This window comes from Gordonia sp. NPDC003376, from assembly GCF_053589235.1.
The window spans coordinates 158811-179594 of sequence record NZ_JBSFRM010000009.1; the positions used below are offsets into that span (position 1 = coordinate 158811).

General features: G+C 69.0%; 16 protein-coding genes. 6 read left to right on the forward strand and 10 right to left on the reverse strand.

Annotated elements, in window-relative coordinates; all coding sequences use genetic code 11:
- Positions 1–261 precede the first annotated feature (261 nt).
- The 5 genes from ACWDUA_RS11945 to ACWDUA_RS11965 form a co-directional block, all read right to left on the reverse strand.
- Positions 262–1599, reverse strand: coding sequence for a hypothetical protein (locus ACWDUA_RS11945; RefSeq protein WP_449751218.1), 1338 nt, complete (start codon positions 1597–1599; stop codon positions 262–264).
- Positions 1600–1647: 48 nt separating this feature from the next.
- Positions 1648–2418 (reverse strand): ABC transporter permease, encoded by a 771-nt coding sequence (locus tag ACWDUA_RS11950; protein WP_449751255.1) that lies wholly within the window; start codon positions 2416–2418, stop codon positions 1648–1650.
- Positions 2419–2471: 53 nt separating this feature from the next.
- On the reverse strand, positions 2472–3521 hold the full coding sequence (locus ACWDUA_RS11955) for an ATP-binding cassette domain-containing protein (protein ID WP_449751256.1): 1050 nt from the start codon (positions 3519–3521) through the stop codon (positions 2472–2474).
- 69 nt (positions 3522–3590) lie between these two features.
- Entirely contained in the window at positions 3591–6482 is a 2892-nt protein-coding gene (locus tag ACWDUA_RS11960) for a BTAD domain-containing putative transcriptional regulator (RefSeq protein WP_449751219.1), read from the reverse strand.
- A 67-nt stretch (positions 6483–6549) separates the two neighbouring features.
- Positions 6550–7122: a nitroreductase family protein gene (locus tag ACWDUA_RS11965; RefSeq protein WP_449751220.1), complete on the reverse strand. Its 573-nt coding sequence runs from the start codon at positions 7120–7122 to the stop codon at positions 6550–6552.
- A gap of 176 nt (positions 7123–7298) precedes the next feature.
- Between ACWDUA_RS11965 and ACWDUA_RS11970 the strand changes: the two genes are divergently transcribed.
- Positions 7299–8636 carry a hypothetical protein gene (locus ACWDUA_RS11970; RefSeq protein ID WP_449751221.1) on the forward strand — a complete coding sequence of 446 codons (1338 nt, stop codon included), beginning with the start codon at positions 7299–7301 and terminating at the stop codon, positions 8634–8636.
- Between the two features lie 21 nt (positions 8637–8657).
- On the opposite strand, the gene ACWDUA_RS11975 is transcribed toward ACWDUA_RS11970, so the two are convergent.
- A complete protein-coding gene (locus tag ACWDUA_RS11975) occupies positions 8658–8885 on the reverse strand; it encodes a hypothetical protein (protein ID WP_449751222.1) in 228 nt (75 codons plus the stop codon).
- Positions 8886–8923: 38 nt separating this feature from the next.
- On the opposite strand from ACWDUA_RS11975, the gene ACWDUA_RS11980 reads away from it, so the two are divergent.
- Both ACWDUA_RS11980 and ACWDUA_RS11985 read left to right on the forward strand, forming a co-directional pair.
- Complete coding sequence (locus tag ACWDUA_RS11980; RefSeq protein WP_449751223.1) at positions 8924–9109, forward strand: hypothetical protein; 186 nt, start codon at positions 8924–8926, stop codon at positions 9107–9109.
- 26 nt (positions 9110–9135) lie between these two features.
- Positions 9136–11661, forward strand: coding sequence for a LuxR C-terminal-related transcriptional regulator (locus ACWDUA_RS11985; RefSeq protein WP_449751224.1), 2526 nt, complete (start codon positions 9136–9138; stop codon positions 11659–11661).
- A 6-nt stretch (positions 11662–11667) separates the two neighbouring features.
- Here the strand turns inward: ACWDUA_RS11985 and ACWDUA_RS11990 are convergent, their stop codons facing one another.
- Positions 11668–13215, reverse strand: a complete 1548-nt coding sequence (locus ACWDUA_RS11990; RefSeq protein WP_449751225.1) for an MFS transporter — start codon at positions 13213–13215, stop codon at positions 11668–11670.
- A gap of 122 nt (positions 13216–13337) precedes the next feature.
- On the opposite strand from ACWDUA_RS11990, the gene ACWDUA_RS11995 reads away from it, so the two are divergent.
- Entirely contained in the window at positions 13338–14024 is a 687-nt protein-coding gene (locus ACWDUA_RS11995) for a TetR/AcrR family transcriptional regulator (protein ID WP_449751226.1), read from the forward strand.
- 95 nt (positions 14025–14119) lie between these two features.
- Here the strand turns inward: ACWDUA_RS11995 and ACWDUA_RS12000 are convergent, their stop codons facing one another.
- The 3 genes from ACWDUA_RS12000 to ACWDUA_RS12010 all read right to left on the reverse strand — a co-directional run bounded on the left by ACWDUA_RS12000 (position 14120) and on the right by ACWDUA_RS12010 (position 17911).
- Complete coding sequence (locus tag ACWDUA_RS12000; RefSeq protein WP_449751227.1) at positions 14120–16012, reverse strand: alkyl/aryl-sulfatase; 1893 nt, start codon at positions 16010–16012, stop codon at positions 14120–14122.
- 35 nt (positions 16013–16047) lie between these two features.
- Positions 16048–16461, reverse strand: a complete 414-nt coding sequence (locus ACWDUA_RS12005) for a DUF7144 family membrane protein (RefSeq protein WP_449751228.1) — start codon at positions 16459–16461, stop codon at positions 16048–16050.
- Positions 16462–16597: 136 nt separating this feature from the next.
- Positions 16598–17911: a hypothetical protein gene (locus ACWDUA_RS12010; RefSeq protein WP_449751229.1), complete on the reverse strand. Its 1314-nt coding sequence runs from the start codon at positions 17909–17911 to the stop codon at positions 16598–16600.
- A gap of 146 nt (positions 17912–18057) precedes the next feature.
- On the opposite strand from ACWDUA_RS12010, the gene ACWDUA_RS12015 reads away from it, so the two are divergent.
- Positions 18058–19323 carry an aspartate kinase gene (locus ACWDUA_RS12015; protein WP_449751230.1) on the forward strand — a complete coding sequence of 422 codons (1266 nt, stop codon included), beginning with the start codon at positions 18058–18060 and terminating at the stop codon, positions 19321–19323.
- 2 nt (positions 19324–19325) lie between these two features.
- On the forward strand, positions 19326–20348 hold the full coding sequence (locus ACWDUA_RS12020) for an aspartate-semialdehyde dehydrogenase (protein ID WP_449751231.1): 1023 nt from the start codon (positions 19326–19328) through the stop codon (positions 20346–20348).
- Positions 20349–20784 lie beyond the last annotated feature (436 nt).

Below are 20784 nucleotides of genomic sequence, written 5' to 3' on the forward strand. Positions count from 1 at the left end.
TGAGCCGGGTTCGGGTGGTGACCACCTCGGAGGTGGTTGCCGACATTGTCGTGTCGTGGGGTCTCGACTCGGGTCCTCGCCCTGGGGGCTCGGTCCCGGCTCGACCATCAGAGGGAGCGGCTCGGTCCCGGCTCGACCATCAGAGGGAGCGGCTCGGTTCCGGCTCGACCATCAGGGGGAAGGCCCGGTTCCGGCTCGACCATCAGGGGGAAGGCCCGGTTCCGGCTCGATCGTCCCTGGGCGCTCGGTCCCAACGGGTCCTCACCACGACTTCGCGGACAGCCCCCACCGATCGAGTTCCTTGGTGATCAGATCCGTCAGGGCGGCGTCGTCGGCCACCCGATCGGGGTCCAGGGATGTCATGCACAAGGTGATCGCACCGGCGCTGCGGCCCAGCCAGGCGCTGATCCCACCCTGCATGCGGCGCAAGGTCTCTGCCGTTGTCCCCACGGTGACCGACCGGAGCGCAACCGAACCGGGGGTGCCGGTCCCCAGGCCGGCGAAGGTGGGATCGAGGGTGCCGAGCGTCGATGCGAGGCACAGGGGCGCACGGGAATCGGCGGCCAGCCGACGTACCAGACCGTCACCGAGCGGTTGTGCGATCCGGCCGAGCAACGAGAGCTGACCGGGTCCCGCCGACAACTCGCCGTATGCCGCCTTGGTGGCGGTGCGCAGCGGTGACAGGTCGTGGTAACGACCGGCGTCCACCGCAATGCGTGCCGTGACACCGGTCGTCGCGTTCGCGCGCCGGTCGCCCGGGGTACGGGTGGACATCGGCAGACTCAGCGGGACCACGTCACCCTCCACCACGCGACCGGTGGCCTCGAGTACCCCGATCACGATCGCGGCGAACAGCGTGGTCATGGTGCCGCCCGCGGTGGCCGCCGCGGCGTCGTAGGCCTCGCCGTCGATGGTCACCACCGCGGTCGGGCTGACTCCGGTCCACGCCGACTCGTCCACCGCGGGTACCGGTCGGGGCTCTGGACGGACGATCGGCTGTGGACGGGCACGGATCAGGCGACCAGCGGCTTTCAGCGACCCGCCGATCGAGGTGGTCAACTCGATGAGGGTGTCGACGATGCTGGTGGAGGCGTTGGTGGTGTCGAACGCCACACCGTCGACCACCTCGGCGATCCCGCCGAGTATCGCCCCGCCGTCGCCGATCACATGAGAACCCGTCCACGCGACGAAGGTCTCGTCGGTGTCGGCGGAGCGCACTGCCGAGATCCGCCACGACGGGCCGGCGACCACGTCGAAGCCCGCGCCGGCCTGCTCGCGCGCCCAGTCGAGGATCGACGACGCCGGGATCGGGTCGTCGCCGTAGCGCGCCACACCGGCGGATTCGGTGTGGAACCACCGGTCGCGCACCGGGAGTGGGCTGCGCCGGACCAGACGGGCCAGCCGGCTGACCGACAGGCCGCGCGCCAGACGATCGAAATCCGCACGGCCGAACTCACCGGGTAGTCGCCACACCACCTGGTTGACCACCGGAAGGTCGAGCGCCTGCTCCATCCGGACGAACAGGTCGTCGTCGGGGGTCAGTCGTTCGGGGCGCGCCGGTGCGTGCGCGGTGACGGGAGCGTCGGTCTGGTCGGCCACGATGCCAGTCCTTCCGAAAAGTGATGGGGTGCCTGGTGTCTCGGGAGATCAGGCCCGACGGAGGTATGCGCGCACCGCGATCGGCGCGAACACGGCGATGATCGCGAAGGCGCCGAGCAGCGTCCAGCCCACGTGTGCGGTGATCTGGCCGTCGTTGGCCAGCGACCGCAGCGACGACACCAGATGTGAGACGGGGTTGATGTCGGCCACGGAGGCGATCCAGTCGGGCATCGTCTGGACCGGCACGAAGACATTCGACGTGAAGGTCAGCGGCATCAGGATCAGCATCGAGACACCTTGCACCGCAGAGGCCTTGGAGAGCAGGACACCCATGAGGGCGAAGATCCAGCTGATCGCGAACGCCGCGAACATGGTCAGCAGCACGCCGAGGATGGTGCCGAGCACACTCTGCGGACGGTAGCCCATCACCATGCCGACACCCAGTGACATCACCGCGGCGATCGCATACCGCACGATGTCGGCGATCAGCGACCCGGCCAATGGTGCGATCCGCGCGATCGGTAGCGACACGAACCGGTCGAACACACCCCGGTCCATGTCCTCGCGGAGCTGCACGCCGGTGACCACCGAACTGTTGATCGCGACCGCGACCAGCACCCCCGGAACCAGTTGCGGCAGATAGGCACCGACACCGCCGGCGATCGCACCGCCGAAGATGTTGGCGAACATGACGGTGAAGACGATCGGCACCACGATCACGTCGAACAACTGCTGCGGGGTGTGCTTCATCCGGAGCAGCCCGCGGCGGGTCATGGTGATGGTGTCGGAAACCGCCTGCCCGAGCCCGATCCGCTCGATGGTCGGGGCGAAGGTCGCGGCGGTGGTGGCGGGCGAGGTGTCGGCGACGGCGGTCACGCGGCGTCCTCCTCGGAGTCGGCAGGGGTGGGATACGTGGAGCCCGGGTCGTTCGAATCGGGGTTCACCGCATCGGGGGAGCCGCCGGCGGTGATGGAGAAGAAGACGTCGTCGAGACTGGGCCGGCGGACCGCGATCTCGGCGACCGCGATACCCACCTCCTCGAGTGCCACCACCGCGCGCGCCGACAGCGTCGGGTCGGAGATCGCGGCGAGCAGCCGACCGTTCTCCGGTGTGGTGGTGATCGGACCGTCGAGGACCCGGCGCAGGGCGTCGGTCGCGTCGGCGAGCCGCTCCGCGTCGAACAGGGCGATCTCCAGGGATCGCTGACCGACACGATCCTTGAGGGTGTCGGCGTCACCCGAGGCCACCACCCGACCGGAGTCGATGACGACCAGCGAATCCGAGAGCTGGTCGGCCTCTTCGAGGTACTGGGTGGTGAGCAAGACCGTGCTGCCCTCGGCGACGAGCTCGCGCACCGCGCTCCACACCTGCTGGCGGGTGGTGGGGTCGAGACCGGTGGTCGGTTCGTCGAGGAACAACAGCGCCGGCTTGCGGATCATCGACGCGGCGAGGTCGACGCGGCGTCGCATGCCGCCCGAGAACCCCGACACCGGACGATTGGCCGCGGCGGTGAGATCGAACTGCTCGATCAGCTCGGTGGCGCGCTTCTTGGCGGCGCGACCGCGGTACCCGAGCAGCCGCGCGAACAGCTCGAGGTTCTCCGATGCGGTGAGGTCCTCGTCCACCGAGGCGTACTGCCCGGTGAGAGAGATCAGGGAGCGGACGGCGGTGGCGTCGGAGACGATGTCCCGGCCGAAGACCGTCGCCGACCCGGAGTCGGGACGGATCAGCGTCGCCAGCATCCGGACGGTGGTGGTCTTGCCCGCGCCGTTGGGCCCGAGCACACCGAGCACCGTTCCGGTGGGGACGGTCAGACTGACGTCGTCGACGGCGACGACGTCGCCGAACGTCTTGCGCAGGTGTTCGGCGCGGATCGCGATGTCGGGGAGCACTGCATACCTCCGTGTCGGCGGGGAACCCACCAGGGTTCCCGGGATGCGAGAAGCGTGCACCGGAAGACTTTCATCTCGCTTTCACGCAGGTCGCGGTGGTCAGCGCAGAAGTGACAGCAGTGCGGCGCGATGCGACGACGGCCCCCGCCCGGCGTCGACGACCGGGAAGTCACGCCGATAGCGCGCGCCACGGGCCGCGACGAGCAGCGGGTCGTCGGCGTCGAGACCGGTGACCATGCCGATCGCCGCCGCGGCCGCACCGAGGGCGGGGAGATTGGGTGTGGGCATCATCGCGAGCCACCCCAACGCGACGCGCAGCCCCTCCGCGGCGAGACGTGCCTCGGTGCCGGCGCCGGTGACGTACAGGATCGCGGCGCGCACCCCGTGCAGGTAGGCCGAATGCCCGTCGTGTGGTGGGCCGATCACGGCGATCGCGGTATCGGCGGCGCGACGCGCCCCGGATGGATCCACGGCGGCCCGGAGCTGGGCGCGGGCCATGTGGGCGGTCGCGACGTAGGCGCGGCCGGAGTCGCCGGCCTCCCGCAGGCAGGAGTCGAGGAGTTCACCCGCCAGATCCGGATCGGACCGGAGCACGGCCAGGGCCTGATGTACCCGCACCTGGCAGGCGTCCTCGGCCAGACCGAGGGCGGCGAAGTCCGCGGCGGCACGACCGAGGTGCACCGCCGCGCCGGCATGGTCGCCGAGCAGGGAATGCCCGCGGCCGAGGCGATGCCGGCTCGTGGTGATCAGCCACGGGTGCCGGGTGCGTTCGGCGGCCACGAGGGCACGCAGCGCCGCCCGCTTCGACAGGGTTGGCGCGGCGAGGAACTCGGCCGAGTCCGAGCGGATGATCTCGGCCACCGCCACCACCAACGGGTCCCGCGATCGTGTGGCGCGCGTGACGATCCGGGTGAAGTCCGCAGGGGATGCGGTCAGCAGGTGCACGATCAGGGCGATCACCGGCGGCAGCGTCGCACCGGCGGCGAGGTGCCGGAGACGGGCACGGGCGCGCGCCGCCGCCCGGGGCTGGATCAGGAGAATGAGATAAGCTGTGGCGCAGGCAATTCCGACGCAGCACTCGCTGCCGACCGCGTCGTCGATCGCGACGAGGGCGAGGCGTTCGGCGTCCGGGTAACCACCGGTCCGGATCACCCGCCAGGTGATGACCGGCAGGAGTCGGGCCACCGAACCCCGCGGCCCGTGCCCGTCTGCCGCCGAGTGCAGTGCGGCAAGGAGTGCGTCGGAACTCTCGTCGAGGCGTGCGACGACGCCGACGACCTCGCCGGCCAGGAGACCGGTGCCGAGTGATTCGAGGAGATCGACCGCCCAACAGACGAATTCGCCATCGAGTGTAGTCCGCTCCCGGCCGGTGCGGGTGCGGGTGAAATCCCGGACGGTCTCGGTGAGCCGGTATCGGGTGAGCCCGTCGTCGCCCTCGATCACCGAGGCCAGGCTGTGATCGCAGATCTGGGCCAGCCCCTCGACGGTGACGCCGTCGAAGGTGAGCACATCCTGGATTCGGACGTCGCCGGGAAAAACGGAGAGGACGGTCAGTGCGCGGCGTCCCCGGTCATCGAGCAGTTCCCAGCTCGCCGCGATCACATCGGACAGGGCGTGGTGGCGGCCCTCGCCGGGTACCGCGAGCAGGCCGAATCGTGCGTCGAGCCGGCCGACGATGTCGGCCAGGGACAGGTACCGCAGCTGGGCGGCGGCCAGTTCCAGGGCGAGCGGGGAGCCGTCGAGCCGGGTGCACAATTCGGTGACCAGGCCCGGTTCGAGATGGACGTCACCACGGACCCGGCGGGCGCGTCGGGTCAGCAGCTCCGCGGCGGCCGGACCGGACAGCGGGGCCGGCGTCACCAGGTGTTCGCCGGGCAGGTCGAGTGGGGTGCGACTGGTGGCGATCACCCGGATATCCGAACGGCGCGCACGGATCTCGGTGATGATGTCGGCGACCGCACCGGGCAGGTGCTCGCAGGTGTCGAGGACGACGATGGTGTCGGGCGGGGCGAGCTGGGCCACCGCCGCCCCGGCGGTGTGTGGTTGTGGTCGCAGTGACACGCTGCGGTCCGGCACCGCGCCCCGGCCGAGCGCCACGGCCACCGCGGCCAGTGTGTCGTCGGCCTGCCTCGCGGTCGACAGGTCCACGAACACATTCGTCGGCCGATGTGCGGCAATGTATTCGGTCACCAGACGGGTCTTGCCGATCCCGCCCGGTCCGGTCACCGTCACCACCGCCGACGCGGTGAGGGCGTCGGCGAGATCGTCGAGCGCCGACGTGCCCCCGACATAGGCGTCGGCCGGCGGTGCCGGGGTGTGCGGCAACGGCGAATATGCCAGTGCCGCACTGTGTGCCGCCGCCACCTCCGGCCCGGGATCGGCGCCCAGTGCCTCGGCCAGGCCCGTCGCCAGCCCGGCGTGCACGGCCAGTGCGGCATTGGGATCGCCGGCCTGCAGCAGAGCCCTCATGTGCAAGGCGGCCAAGTGCTCGTCAAGTGATGCGGCAGAACGTAATTCGGCGATCTCGGCCGCCACCTGGCCGGGTTCACGGGTCAGCCGACCATGCCAGTCACGTTCGCGTAACGCATGCGCCGCCCGATCGGCACGCTCGGTCAGCTCGTCACGGATCTCGCCTGCGGGCAGGTCGGTGCCGGGTTCCCCTCGCCACCACGTCCGCAGCCGCGCCGCCCCGGAGGTGTCGGCAGAGGCGTCGGTTCGCAGGAACTCCTCGGCCACCGCGAGATCGGAAACCGGGAAGTCGGTGGTCAGGCGGTATCCGGCGGCCGACCCGGCGATGCTGTCGGGGCCGAGTATCCGTCGCAACCGCGACACCTGGGTCTGCAGTGCCCCCGAGGGATTCTGCGGCGCATGCTCCGGCCAGACCGACTCGGCCAGCCGTGCCGCTCCGACCGGATGGGGGTGCGCCAGCGCGAGCGCCACCAGCAGGGTCCGGGCCCGCCCCGACGTGATCGGCGCAGGATTGCCGTCCACGTCGACGGTGACCGGACCTAGAAGTCCGACAGGCGGTTTCGACCCTGACACACCCACGGCGAGTCGATCAGTCGGCGTCGGCGAACGGCCGGCCCCACTCGCCGGAGAAGGCGATCTGGTTCAGGGGAAGCCGCTCACGGGGCATCTCGTCACGCTCGCGGATCTCGTCGGCCAGCGTGGACGGGTCGTCGGCGAGCACGCCGACCGCCAGGATCAGCATGGGCCGTTTGTCATCCGGGATGTCGAACGCCTCGCGCGCGGCGACGGCGTCGAAGCCGGCCATCGGATGCGGCACCAGGCCCTGCGCGACGGTCTCGAGGCTCATCTGTGCCGCGGCGAAACCGAGGTCGACCCCGCCGTAGTCGTGGGGTTTGAGATCGTCGGCGTCGTCGGTGGTGCACAGCAGGATCAACGCTGCGGCAGCAGGTGCCCAACTCTTGTTGCCGCGATGGAGAACGGCCACCAGTCGCTCGAAGGTGTCGTCGCCACGCAGGCCCACCACGAACCGGATCGGCTGCAACCGGCCCCAGGTGGGTGCCCACCGCCCGGCCTCGAGGATGTCGGTCACGGTTGCGACGGGGACCTCCGCATGGGGGTCGTAGCCACGAGCGCTCCAGCGCTTCTCGATCAGTTCGTGCACAGGGTCGAGGATACGTCGTCGCCGGTCACCGGGGTTTCCCGGCGGCACCGGGGTCGCCGCCACACGGCGGGCCGTCGCCGCCGGCGCCCATCGCCCATTGTGGGTGAGTTCGGTTGCACGGCCTGCTGCGCGGCGCGGATCATGGCCTGCAGGAGTCCGGCCCTCGGAGGTGGTCGATGACCGCACGCAGGATCATGGTGGTGGTGCTCGTCACGCTCACCGCCGTACTGTCCATCGGATCGGTGACGGCCGGATACGTGCGTGCGGTGCTCCTGGACTCGGACACCTACGTGTCCGTCGTGGGACCGTTGGCGACCGACCCCGCAGTGCAGCATGCGGTGTCGGAGGCGGTGATCGACGAGATCGACAGCCACGTCGACTACCAGGACATCACCAACTCGATGCTCGACGAGTTGGCACAACTCACCCCGGGGGAACGGCCGCGGCTGGCGAGTGTGGCCACCGCGGCAGCGCCCGCGATCGCGAGCCGGATGCAGGATTTCATCCGGTCCTCGGTCGAGAAGTTCGTGGCCTCCGACCGGTTCGCCGCGGCCTGGTCGAACACCAATCGGCGGGCCCATGAGGCGCTCGTCGCCCTGCTGACCGGACAGGCCCGGCGCGAGGCGGTCGAGATCGGGCCGAACGGAGAAGTGGCCATCTCCCTGGATCCCATCCTCGTCGCGGTGCGTACCCGGTTGCTCGACCAGGGACTGTCGTTGGCCCAACACATACCGACGTCGACCGGCCGTCAGCTGGTGCTCGTGCACTCGTCCGGGCTCGCGAAGGCCCAGCGAGCAACCCGCATCCTGAACACCGCGGCATGGGTGTTGCCGTGGATCGCCATCGGGTGTGCGGCGGCGGCGGTGGCCCTCGCCGGTCGTGGACGCCGCTGGTCGACCACGGCGGCCATCGGGGCGGCCGTCATGGTCGCGATGCTGATCCTCGCGATCGCCCTGCTGATCACCCGCACGGTCCTGATCGACCAGATACCACCGTCGGTGGGATCGGGGGCCGCCGCACGAGTGGTACTCGACGCGGTGCTGGGGCCGTTGCGGTTCGCGCTCCGGGCGGTGGCCGCAGTGGGTCTGGTGCTGGCCGTGGTGGGATTCGTGGCAGGCGGGTCGAGCGCGGCCCGGCGACTGCGTGCCGGGGGTGGTCGCGCACTGGACGCACTGGTTCGCCGTGGAGGCGGGCATGTGCCGGATGCGTGGGCACGGTGGGTATCCGACAACCGGCGGGTGCTGCAGGTGCTGGTCGTCGTGGTGGGTGCGCTCACCGTGGTGTTCTGGACGTCGCCGTCGGCGCTGGTCGTCCTCCTCGTGGCCGTTCTGGTGGCCCTCGTTCTCGCAGTGGTCGAGGTGATCGGACGGTCGGTGCAAGGGTTCCCGACGGCTGAATCGGCCGAACCCATCCCCGCTGAATCCGAGTCGGTCCACTCCACGCCGGCCGGGGACGAGGTCACGGAGAAGGTCGAAACGTCGGTCGGCGAGACGGAACCGCCGACATCCGACTGACCCGTGCCGCAGCCGGCATCGTCACAATTCGGGGTATCCGTGGGTGACGAGGTGGAACTCGGTCACTCGGAGCCCGAGGGTCTCGCAGCGCGCCAGGATTCCGAACATCTGGGATGTGTCGTCGACGGCGCAGCAGAACAGGGTGTCGCCCGCATCCTGATCGACCCACACCGGTTGAAAGGTGTCGAGCAGCTCGGCACTCAATTCACCTTCGATGCGGAATTGATAGACCTCGGTAATCGGACTCACCTCTTGATTCCCGTGTAGATCGAAATCCAGTGTGGCCGATGAATCCTCCGAACGCGTCACGCAAACAGGGTGAGAACGAATCGGACACCGTCGTCGTCCGGGTGGGGGACACCGCGATCGCGGATGGCGACACCGCTGCCGGAGAATTCGGACACGTCCTCCCGTGGAGGGGATTCGGGGAGCAGAATGGCGAGCATCCCCGGGTGTGGCCCGGACAGCTGTGAGGGAATTCTCGACAGACGGGTGAGCGATGGCATCCGACGCCGATTCTGTGTGCAATTCGAGTGCGTTCACCGGTCCGGTGGTCCGCAACATCGTGCCACGCGCCGACGTGGTGGACCGGCTCGACGGGATACTGCGCGCGGAGGTGTTCGTGGTCTGCGCGCCCGCGGGATACGGCAAGTCGCTCGCGGTCGCATCCTGGCTGGACTCCCGGCGGGTGGACAAGGTCGCGTGGGCGAACCTCGGGGCGGTCGGGGGGTCGGCATCCGGATTGTGGGCGGCGGTGATCGGCGGCTTCGTGCGGATGGCGGGCGATGTCGAGGAACTGTCGTCGGCCGCGGTCCTGGCCGATCGGGCTCCCGCCGAGGTGCCCGGACGGCTGGCCGACTGGATCGAGCGGCAGGTGGGTCCGGTGATCCTGGTGCTCGACGATCTCCACGGTGTGACCGGGGCCGACGCGCACGATCAGCTGCAACATCTGATCGCGGCGGCGCCGATCGGCCTGCACATCGTGTGTGTGACCCGGCACGATCCGCCGTGGCCGATGCATCGGATGCGATTGGACGTACGGATCGACGAGATCCGCACCGACCTGTTCCGCTTCGACATCGGCTCGACGATGGCCCTCTTCGAATCCCTCGATCTCACACTCGGGTCCGAGGTCGCGAGCGCGTTGGTGGATCGCACCCAAGGATGGGCCGCCGGAATCCGTCTCGCCGCGTTGGGTGCGGCGAACTCCGATGACCCGGAGGGTTTCGTGGACGGGATCACCGGTCGCACCGGGTACATCGCCGACTACCTGCTCAAGGAGGTCTATCAGGGCATGCCGGAGGCCCGGCGCGAGTTGCTGATCCGGGTCAGCGTCGTCGACGTGGTGTGCCCCGAACTCGCGATGGCGCTCGGGGCCGGGGCCGACGGCGAGGACATGCTCGTCCAGTTGGCCCGTGAGCATGCGTTCGTCCACGAACTCGGGGAGCAGCCCGGGTGGTTCCGGCTGCACCCGCTCCTGTTGGACTTCCTGCGAAGCCGAATCCACGACCAGCGCGAACTCCTCGAACTCCATCGGCGTGCCGCACGGTGGTACGCCGATCAGGGCCGGCCGCTCGTCGCGCTCGGACACGCGATCTCCGCCCACGACTGGGATGCGGCCGCGCAGCTGGTGGGCCGCCATGTGGTCACGTGGACCATCTGCCGGAATCCGTTCGAGCTCAAGCGAATTCTCGATGACATCACGCTCGGGGAGGTGTTGGCCCGACCGGGGCTGGCGATCGGTGCGGCCGCGGTCCGCGCGATGGCGGGGCTCACCGGCGAGATCGAGGAGTTCGTGGTGGCAGCACGGTCGCGGCTGGACTCCTGTGGGGGCAGCAGACCGGGATACGAGCTCCTGCTCGACTTGATCGAGATCGGATACCGACGCTGGACGGGCGATGTGGAGGCCATGCTGGTGGGCTGCCGCCGGATCACCACCGATCCGGCGGTGCTCGCCGCGGCGGGTCTCGCCGACTGGCCGGTCATCGGTGTCCTCGTGATGAGCAACACCGGAAGCAGTGAGCTGTGGACCGGCGACATCGATCAGGCGCGGTCGCATCTGGTCGAGGCCGCCACCGTGACCACCGGGTCGCCGATCGGTCTGCCGGTTCTCAACGCCCGGGCACACCTGGCCTATCTGCAGTGGCGCTGTGGGGAGCTGGCGTCGGCCGAGGACGGGGCCGTCGAGGCGATCGCGGGGTTCACCGAAGCCGGGATACCGGCCGCGGCACATGCGGCGTCGGCGTACCTGGCGCTCGTCGGGGTGGCCCTCGACCGTGATGATCTCGACGCCGCGGACGAGTGGGTGCGGGTCGCGGCCACCGCCGCGATCGAACCCCACACCGTGTTCGTGCTGGCGTTGATGCGCGTTCGGGTGCTCCTGCGCCGCGGCGCCGCCTACGACGCCGCGGCGGCGATGCACGACGCGCTGGCCGCCCCCGGGGCCGACGTGATCCCGGCTGCACTGCGGCGCGAGGCCGATGCCCTGCACTCGGTGGTCGCCGCACAACTCGGCTCCGGATCGGGACGTCGAGTGCACGTCCGGTCGCCGGCATTGCCCGATCACCCCTCCATTCGCGAACTCGTCGACCATGCTCTGGCGATGGCATCGAATCCCTCTGTCGACCAACAGATCCGGGTGGAGTCCATCGAGCGCGCCCTGGCCGCGGCCGCCCCGATGCGCCTTCGCCGGCCGTTCCTCGAACGGGCCGTACACATCCGTGTGCTGCTGGCCGAGCAGATCGAGCTGGGGAGCCCGCAGGTCGACTTCGCACTCGACCTCCTGCAGCGGATGCCGCCGGAGGAGGGCCGGACGGTGGACGACCGCCGATTCGTGCCGCTCAGCGCCAGAGAGATGGAGATCCTCCACCATCTGGTGGGCTCGATGACGATCGCCGAGATCGCCGGTGCCCTCTACATCTCGGTGAACACCGTGAAGACCCACCAGCGGGCGGTGTACCAGAAGCTCGGTGTCACCGGCCGCCGCGAGGCCGTCACGCGGGCCCGATCACTCCGGCTGCTGTGAGGGCTGTCAACGGGCTTCGACGCGACCGGTCTCGACGACCTGCGCGACCACCGGGCGGTCACGCATCACGACGGCGATGACGACACTCAGCACGCCGAGTGCGATCACCGCGAGCGCCATCGCGGCGTGCAGGCCGTCGACGTAGGCCTCGCGCGCGGCGTCGGCCAGCGCCACCCCGTCGGCTCCCAGCCCCGACGCCGTCTGGAGCGTCTCGCCGAGCGTGTCGCCGAAGCCCAGGCCGGCACCGGAGGCGTGGAACACCAGGGTGGCGATCGATCCGAGCACCGCGAGCCCGGATGCGGTCCCCAACTCGAAGCTGGTCTCGGAGATACCCGATGCCGCACCCGACCGCTCGGGCGGAACCGAGCCGACGACGATCTCGGACACCAGACTGAACTGCACCGCGAAGCCGACACCGGCGACCGCGGTCGACACGATGTAGATCCACAGCGGGCTGTCGGTGGTCAGGAACAGCAGGCCGGTCAGACCGATCGCCGACAGGGCGACGGCCCCGGACAACGCGGCACGCTCACCGAACCGTGCCACCACGCGGCCGGTCCCGATGGAGAACACCGCGACCGTGATGGCCATCGGCAGACCCGCGAACGCGGCCACCAGGACGTCGTGGCCGAGAACCGACTGCAGGTACACACCGGTCAGGTACGACGTGCCGCCGAGCGTCATCATGCCCAGCAGCGCCACGAGGATGGCCATGACGAACCGCCCCGAACCGAACAGCGACAGGTCGAGCAACGGGGCACGGGCGGCACGCTGGTGCAGGATGAACCCGACCAGGGCGAGCACCCCGATCGTGGCGCTGATCGCGATCACGGCGGAGAACCCCTCCGACGCCACGGTCTTGATGGCGTACATGATCGGCAGGATCGCCAGCATCGACAGGACGACACCGGTCACGTCGAACGGCGCGTGTGGTCCGTCGGCCCGGTACTCCGGCACCACCCGCGGGCCGAGCACGAACAGCACGGCGAGCACCGGGACGTTGATCAGGAACACCGCGCCCCACCAGAAGTGGTGCAGCAGAATACCTCCGACGACCGGCCCGATGGCCGACCCGCCGGCGAAGGCCGCGGTCCACACGCCGATCGCACGGGCTCGGTCACGCTTGGCGGTGAACATGTTGGCGATCAGCGAGAGGCTCGACGGCATCAGCGTGGCACCGCCGATCCCCATCAGCGCCCGCGCGGCGATGAGGACCTCGGCGGACGGCGCGAATGCGGCGATCACCGAGGCGATGCCGAACACCGCGGCTCCGGCGAGCAGGATGCGTCGACGGCCGATCCGGTCGCCGACATTGCCCATCGTGATCAGCAGACCGGCGATCAGGAAGCCGTAGATGTCGAGGATCCACAGCTGCTCGGCGGCGCTCGGGTCGAGCGCGACGGTGATCGACGGGATCGCGAGGTAGAGCACCGAGAAGTCCATCGACACCAGCAGCACCGGCAGCGTCAGGACCGCGAGTCCCCACCAGGCGCGTCGACCGGCGGCCGAGGGATCCCGGTGGCGCTGGTCGGTGGGCGGGCAGGTGGTGGACATGGGTCGACTCCGAATCGTCTCGTGGGTGGATGCTGCGTACGACGTACGCGTCATCACGATACGGAAGTGGGTACGCTGTACGCAACTGAAATATTCCCAGGTGAACGAGGAGTTGACCGCCGGTGGCCCCACAGCCGACCAAGCTGACCACGGCGGTGATCGTCGACACCGCGATCGACGTGGCCGACCGTGACGGACTGGATGCGGTGTCGATGCGGCGGCTCGCCGACCAGCTCGGCGTCGGCGCGATGTCGCTGTACCGCCATGTCGACGACAAGGACGCCCTGCTGCAGGCGATGGTCACCGAGGTCGGCCGCCGATTCCCGTACCCGGTCCGGGAGTCCGCATCGGCCGGCTGGCGTGACCGCGTGGCGATCGCCGCCGACATCGACTGGGCGCTGTACCAGCGGCATCCGTGGGTGCTGCTGGCGTACTCGGTGCCTCGCTACGGGTTCGGTGCCGAGGCGCTCGACGGGATGAACTGGCTGGCCGAGGGTTTTCTGGAACTCGGTGTCGACGCGGTCAGCGCCGTCGACATGGTGCTCACCGTGTGGTCCCACATCAACGGTGTGGCGCTCAGCGCGGTGAGCGACCGGCTGATGCGGCCGGAGTCGGTGGGCGACGACCCCGGCGGGCTCGCCGACATCATCTCCGGACGCATCACCACCGGACTCGAGAACCTGCCGCATGTCGCGGCTCTCGCCGGCGACCCGGCGTCGGCGCGACTACTCGATCCACGCGCGTCCCTCGATTCCGGCGTGGCGTACCTGTGTGCGGGATTCGAGGCGGCGGCTACCGGGCGTCGGTGACGTCCCTCGGGCAGGGCACGCCCGTGCGCGTCGGCTCACCGCCGCCATGCCGGTGTGGCTGCTATGTCGGTGTGGCTGCTATGTCGGTGTGGCTGCTATGTCGGTGTGACGATGGCGAAATCCGGGTCCCCGGGTTCCAGCAATGCCGCCAGCCGGGTGAGTATCCCGACGTCGCCGGTGATCTCGATCCCGGCGTCGGCGAGTTGCCCGGCCGACATCCCGACCGCGAGCAGCGGCAGCGTTGCCGCGGTGGCGCTCACGCTCACGTCGGCCGGTGTCCGCTGTGGGTGGGCGGTGTGGGTGAGCACGCCGTTGGCCAGCCGGAGCCGATACGTGTCGTCGGTACCGGTGATGTGCACGTCGACCGAGAGCAACTCGTCCCAGGCGGCCGGCCCGTTGATGCGGATCGCGAGGGCGTCGAAGAACATCGAAGGAGTCAGCTGTCCGACGATGTCGGTGGAGGTCGTCTTGGTGGGGGTCCCGAACGAGCCATGACGCAACTCGGTGGCGCCCGACAGATAGAAGTTACGCCAGGTGCCGTTCTCCGACCCGTAACCGAGTTGTTCGTAGGTGTCGGCCAGCAACTCGCGGGCGCCGGCATGCGCCGGGTCGGCGAAGACCACATGGTTGACGACCTGGGCCACCCATCGGAAGTCGCCGTCGGCGAACGACTTCCGGGCCTTGTCGACCACGGCGTCGGCTCCGCCCATGAAGTCGACGTATCGCTTCGACTGCTCGACCGGCGTGTGCTCCCACAACGATGCCGGGTTGCCGTCGAACCAGCCGAGATACCGCTGATAGACCGCCTTCACGTTGTGGCTGACCGACCCGTAGTAGCCGCGCGCCGACCACGAGTTCGCCAGCGCCGGTGGCAGCTCGATCTGCTCGGCGATCTCCGGACCGGTCAGACCCTGGTTCAACATCCGCAGGGTCTGATCGTGTACATAGGCATACAGATCACGCTGGGTGGCAAGGAAATCCACGACCCGCTGATTGCCCCACGTCGGCCAGTGATGCGATGCGAAGACCACCTCGACGTCGGTGCCGAACATCTCGATCGTCTCCGTCAGGTACTGGGACCAGCCGTGCGGATCCCGCACCACCGCACCCCGCAGGGTCAGCAGGTTGTGGAAGGTGTGGGTCGCGTCCTCGGCCGCGCAGAGCGCCTTGAATCCGGGGAGATGGATGAGCATCTCGGCAGGTGCCTCGGTGTCGGGGGCCATCTGGAACACCATGCGCACACCGTCGACCGTCGCCTCCTGCCCCGTGGTGCCGACGATGTCGGTGGGGGCGATCAGGGTGATGGTGCCGGTCGACACGGTCTGCCCGAGCCCGGCGCCGACCTGTCCCCGGGGGCCCCGGGCGAGGGCCGCCCCGTACATATAGCCGGCCCGCCTGGCCATGGCCGTTCCCGCGTACACGTTCTCCGAGATGGCGTGCTCCAGAAAACCTTCCGGCGCAAAGATCTTCACCTCGCCGGAGGCGACCTGTTCCGGGGACACGAAACCCCGGACCCCGCCGAAGTGGTCGACGTGGGAGTGGGTGTAGACGATCGCGCTGACCGGGCGGTCTCCCCGGTGGGCGCGATACAACTCGAGTGCCGCCCGCCCGGTCTCCTCCGACAGCAAGGTGTCGATCACCACCACACCGATGTCGCCCTCGATGAACGACGTGTTCGACAGGTCGAGACCGCGCACCTGATAGATGCCGGGAACCACCTCGAACAATCCGTCGGTCGCGACGAGCCGGGACTGCCGCCACAGACTCGGGTTCACGGTGTCCGGGGCGTCGCCCGCGAGGAAGTCGTAGGTGGAGTTGTCCCAGACGACGGTCCCGTCGGCGGCGGTCACCTCCGCCGGGTGTGGTCGGGCGATGAATCCGCGTGTGGCGTCGTCGAAGTCGGCGGTGTCGGCAAAGGGGAGAGCGGCACGAACCGCGTGCTGGCGGGCGACGACCGTGTCGGAGGCCGGCTTTGCTGATGCGGTCATGGGTTCCGGTGATGCGGGGTCGGGCTGTTCACGGGTCAGGGTGCGGTGCGCCAGGTCGCGACCGCCCAGATCACGATGATGTCGACGGCGATGATGATGATCGACCACCAGGGATAGTAGGGGAGCCACAGGAAGTTCAGGATCAGCGACAGCGACGCGATGATGATCGCGATGACGCGTGCCCACGTCGCCCCGGTGTACATGCCGATCGCCACGAGGATGGCGATGATCCCGACCACGATGTGGATCCAGCCCCACGATGTGACATCCAGGTTGTAGACGTACTGCGGCCCGACGACGATCAGATCGTCCTTCGCGACGGCAGAGATGCCCTGGAGGAGGCCGAGCAGACCGGCGACGAGGAGCAGCGTGGCCGCCGCGATCGTCGTGACACCGGCGATGCCCTGTCCGACCGAATCGGACTTCTCGGGAGGAGGATTCGTGGTCATGGGTGGGTCCCTTCGAGCGACGGCGAACGGAGTGTCCGTTCAGCATGGCGCCGATCGTGGCCGCGCACCTCACCCTTGCCGGGTGATCACCGTGTCCGGGTGAGACCACCGTGGGGGACTCCGCCGATCGTCGGCGTCACATCGCGTGCGGGTACACCGTCAGCATGTACGCCCCGAACCAGGCGCTACCGATCACGATCGGGATCATCAGCGCGATCCCGGCACGCGGTCGGCACCGTGCCAGGCCGATCGCCGCGGGCACCAACAACACGAAGGCCGGAAGCAGCAGCCGGGGGCGGCTCATCATCAGACCGCTGGCCAGGACGATCGACGCGACCACGAGGATGCCGTAGACCAGCACCGGCCACGGCAGCCGTGCCCAGACGGCGACGGCGATCAGCACCAGCGTGACCACGATGATCCACGACACCGCCACCGGAACCAGGCCCTCCGAGTTCACCAGCATGTCGTTGACGAAGTCGAACGCGGCCACCCCACCGTCGAACCGGGTGTCCCAGCCCTGCGTCTGGATGGCGAACCATCCCGTCGGCGACCCGGTCTGCGTCCACACATAGCCCAGGTAGCCGACGTACCCGAGCGGACTGATCACGAACGCGACCCACGGCACCACCGACTGCCGGGTCGACCCGTCGTCGGCACGCCGACGCTCACCACCCGGACCGAATCGGTCGAGCAACACCGCCAGCATCACCACGCCGATCACGACGACCGCGGTCGGCCGGACGGTGCCCACCAGGGCTGCGCAGATCCCGGCGAGCAACCACCGCCGTTGCAGCACGCCGACCAGCGCCCACACGCTCAGCGTGCAGAACAAGGCCTCGGTGTAGGCCATGTTGAGCACCACCGACATCGGTGTGGCCGCGAACAGTGCCACCAGGAACAACCCCACCCGGGACGGATCGAGGTGGGTCCGTCCGGGGGTGCCGGTGCCCTCGCCGGTGTCGGGGACGATCGGTGACCGACCGCGCATCGCCCGCACACACAGCTCGCCGAGCCGCGCCACACCCACTGCGGCGACGCATCCGAGGACCACGTTGAGCCCGACGGCCGCGCCATACGGACTGATCAGCGGTAGCGACGCCACTGCGCGCACCAGATACGGGTAGCCGGGGAAGAAGGCCAGCGCGGTGTCGGCGGTGTGGATCCCGCGGGCATCGGTGAGATCGAACGGAACCCCGGCGTATCCGTGCTCGGCGATGGCGAGCATCCACTCGCCGTCCCACGCCGACAGCGATTCGCGCAGGGACCTGCCCCGCAGTGAGTCGAACCGGATCAGTGTCAGGATGCCCACGCTGCGAACCAGCAGGTAGATGGCGATCGGGGCCACCCACGATCGCCAGTCGGGCGTCGTCCGGCGTCGGGCCGGGTCGTCGGCCGGCGCGGCGTCGGGGCGGGGGTGAACGTCGCCGGCCGTGCGGGTGGTGGACACGTCTGCGATGGTAGGGCAGCGCCCGTCGGATACGTGGTGTGGCCGGTGCGGACGGACGGGGCGCGAATCACCGGCGCCACGCCGGTAAGGTTGTCGGCGCAAACATCGCATCCGACGTAACGACAATCTGCAGGAGGTCACCCGACGTGGCACTCGTGGTGCAAAAGTATGGCGGGTCCTCGGTCGCCTCGGCCGAACGGATCCGCCGGGTCGCCGAGCGGATCGTCGAGACCAAGAAGCAGGGCAACGACGTCGTCGTCGTGGTGTCGGCGATGGGCGACACCACCGACGAACTGCTCGACCTCGCCCAGCAGGTCAACCCGGCGCCGCCGGCCCGCGAGATGGACATGCTGCTGACCTCGGGTGAGCGCATCTCCAACGCGTTGGTCGCGATGGCGATCAGCTCGCTCGGTGCGCAGGCACAATCGTTCACCGGCTCGCAGGCCGGCGTGATCACCACCAGCAGCCACGGCAAGGCCAAGATCATCGACGTCACCCCGGGCCGTGTCCGGACCGCGCTCGACGAGGGCAAGATCGTGCTGGTCGCCGGCTTCCAGGGTGTCTCGCAGGACACCAAGGACGTCACCACGCTGGGCCGTGGCGGTTCGGACACCACCGCCGTCGCGCTCGCCGCCGCCCTCGAGGCCGACGTGTGCGAGATCTACACCGACGTCGACGGCGTCTACACCGCCGACCCCCGGATCGTGCACGACGCCCGCCGCCTCGACACCGTCTCCTTCGAGGAGATGCTCGAGATGGCCGCCTGCGGCGCCAAGGTCCTGATGCTGCGGTGCGTGGAATACGCCCGTCGATACAACGTTCCCGTTCACGTGCGCTCGTCGTACTCGACCAAACCCGGCACCATGGTGACCGGCTCGATGGAGGACATTCCCGTGGAAGAAGCGATTCTCACCGGTGTCGCACACGACCGCAGCGAGGCGAAGATCACCGTCGTCGGCCTCGACGACAAGCCGGGGTCGGCGGCGAAGGTCTTCCGCGCGGTGGCCGACGCCGAGATCAACATCGACATGGTGCTGCAGAACATCTCGAAGGTGGAGACCGGCAAGACCGACATCACCTTCACCCTGCCGCGCGAGCTCGGCCCGGTGGGCGTCGAGAAGCTCACCAAGCTGCAGGGCGAGATCGGCTTCACCGAGCTGCTCTACGACGACCACATCGGCAAGGTGTCGCTGGTGGGTGCGGGCATGAAGAGCCATCCCGGCGTCACCGCCACCTTCTGTGAGGCGCTGAGCAAGGCCGGTATCAACATCGAGCTGATCTCCACCTCGGAGATCCGGATCTCGGTGCTGTGCCGGGACACCGAACTCGACGACGCGGTCCGCGCCCTCCACGAGGCCTTCGAGCTCGGTGGCGACGAGGAAGCGGTCGTCTACGCAGGAACAGGACGGTAGCAATGGTCAACATCGGAGTGGTCGGCGCCACCGGCCAGGTCGGCGGCGTCATGCGGACCCTGCTCGCAGAACGCGAGTTCCCCGCCGGCTCGGTGCGGTTCTTCGCGTCGTCACGGTCGGCGGGCAAGAAGCTGCCGTGGGGAGACGGCGAGATCGTGGTCGAGGACGCCTCGACCGCCGATCCGTCCGGCCTCGACATCGCGCTGTTCTCGGCCGGTGCCACCATGTCGCGGGAGCAGGCTCCGCGGTTCGCCGCCGCCGGCGTCACCGTGATCGACAACTCGTCGGCCTGGCGCAAGGACCCCGATGTCCCGCTGGTGGTCAGCGAGGTCAACGGTGAACTGGCAAAGACCCCGCCGAAGGGCATCATCGCCAACCCGAACTGCACCACCATGGCTGCGATGCCGGTACTCAAGCCGCTGCACGACGAGGCCGGGCTCACCCGACTGATCGTGTCGTCGTACCAGGCGGTGTCGGGCAGTGGTCTGGCCGGCGTCGAGGAGCTCGCGTCGCAGGCGCGTGCGGTGATCGACGACGTCGAGAAGCTGGTCTACGACGGTTCCGCGGTGACCTTCCCGGCCCCGAACAAGTATGTGGCGCCGATCGCCTTCGACGTGATCGCGCTGGCCGGTGCCCTGGTCGACGACGGCTCCGGGGAGACCGACGAGGACCAGAAGCTGCGCAACGAATCCCGCAAGATCCTCGGTCTGCCCGACCTCCTGGTGAGCGGTACCTGCGTGCGCGTGCCGGTGTTCACCGGTCACTCGCTGTCGATCAATGCCGAGTTCGATCGTCCGATCTCCCCCGAGCGTGCCCGCGAGATCCTCTCCGGCGCAGCCGGTGTGGAGGTCGTCGACGTGCCCACCCCGCTCGCCGCGGCAGGTAGGGACAACTCGTTGGTCGGCCGTATCCGCCAGGATCCGGGTGCCCCCGACGGTCGTGGCCTCGCGTTGTTCGTCTCCGGCGACAACCTGCGTAAGGGTGCTGCGCTCAACACGATCCAGATCGCCGAGCTGCTGGTCTGAGTTCCGCCCGCCGCAGCGTTTTGCGGTGGTTGAGCCGATGAGGAGCGGAGCGACGAGGCGTGTCGAAACCTCTGTCGGCCGAGGTTGTGAGGTGGCTGCGATCGGAGGTTGGTTGCGGGGATTTCGACTCGGGTCCTCGCTTCGCTCGGTCCCGGCTCAATCACCGTTTGGGGGTCCTCGCTTCGCTCGGTCCCGGCTCAATCGTCAAGAGGCTGTTGGTGGTTGAGCTGAGGAGGAGCGTAGCGACGAGTCGTGTCGAAACCTCTGTCGGCCGATCTCGTCAACGCGACCACTGTGGTGGTGGTCACGGATCCGACGTAGGGTGCGGGGATTTCGACTCGGGTCCTCGCTTCGCTCGGTCCCGGCTCAATCGTCAAGAGGCTGTTGGTGGTTGAGCTGAGGAGGAGCGTAGCGACGAGTCGTGTCGAAACCTCTG

Coding starts and splice junctions, on each gene's coding strand:
- ACWDUA_RS12000 (WP_449751227.1), bottom strand. CDS start 16,012: ATGACCGCATCAGCAAAGCCGGCCTCCGACACGGTCGTCGCCCGCCAG.
- ACWDUA_RS11970 (WP_449751221.1), top strand. CDS start 7,299: ATGACCGCACGCAGGATCATGGTGGTGGTGCTCGTCACGCTCACCGCC.
- ACWDUA_RS11990 (WP_449751225.1), bottom strand. CDS start 13,215: ATGTCCACCACCTGCCCGCCCACCGACCAGCGCCACCGGGATCCCTCG.
- ACWDUA_RS12020 (WP_449751231.1), top strand. CDS start 19,326: ATGGTCAACATCGGAGTGGTCGGCGCCACCGGCCAGGTCGGCGGCGTC.
- ACWDUA_RS12005 (WP_449751228.1), bottom strand. CDS start 16,461: ATGACCACGAATCCTCCTCCCGAGAAGTCCGATTCGGTCGGACAGGGC.
- ACWDUA_RS11980 (WP_449751223.1), top strand. CDS start 8,924: ATGAATCCTCCGAACGCGTCACGCAAACAGGGTGAGAACGAATCGGAC.
- ACWDUA_RS11985 (WP_449751224.1), top strand. CDS start 9,136: ATGGCATCCGACGCCGATTCTGTGTGCAATTCGAGTGCGTTCACCGGT.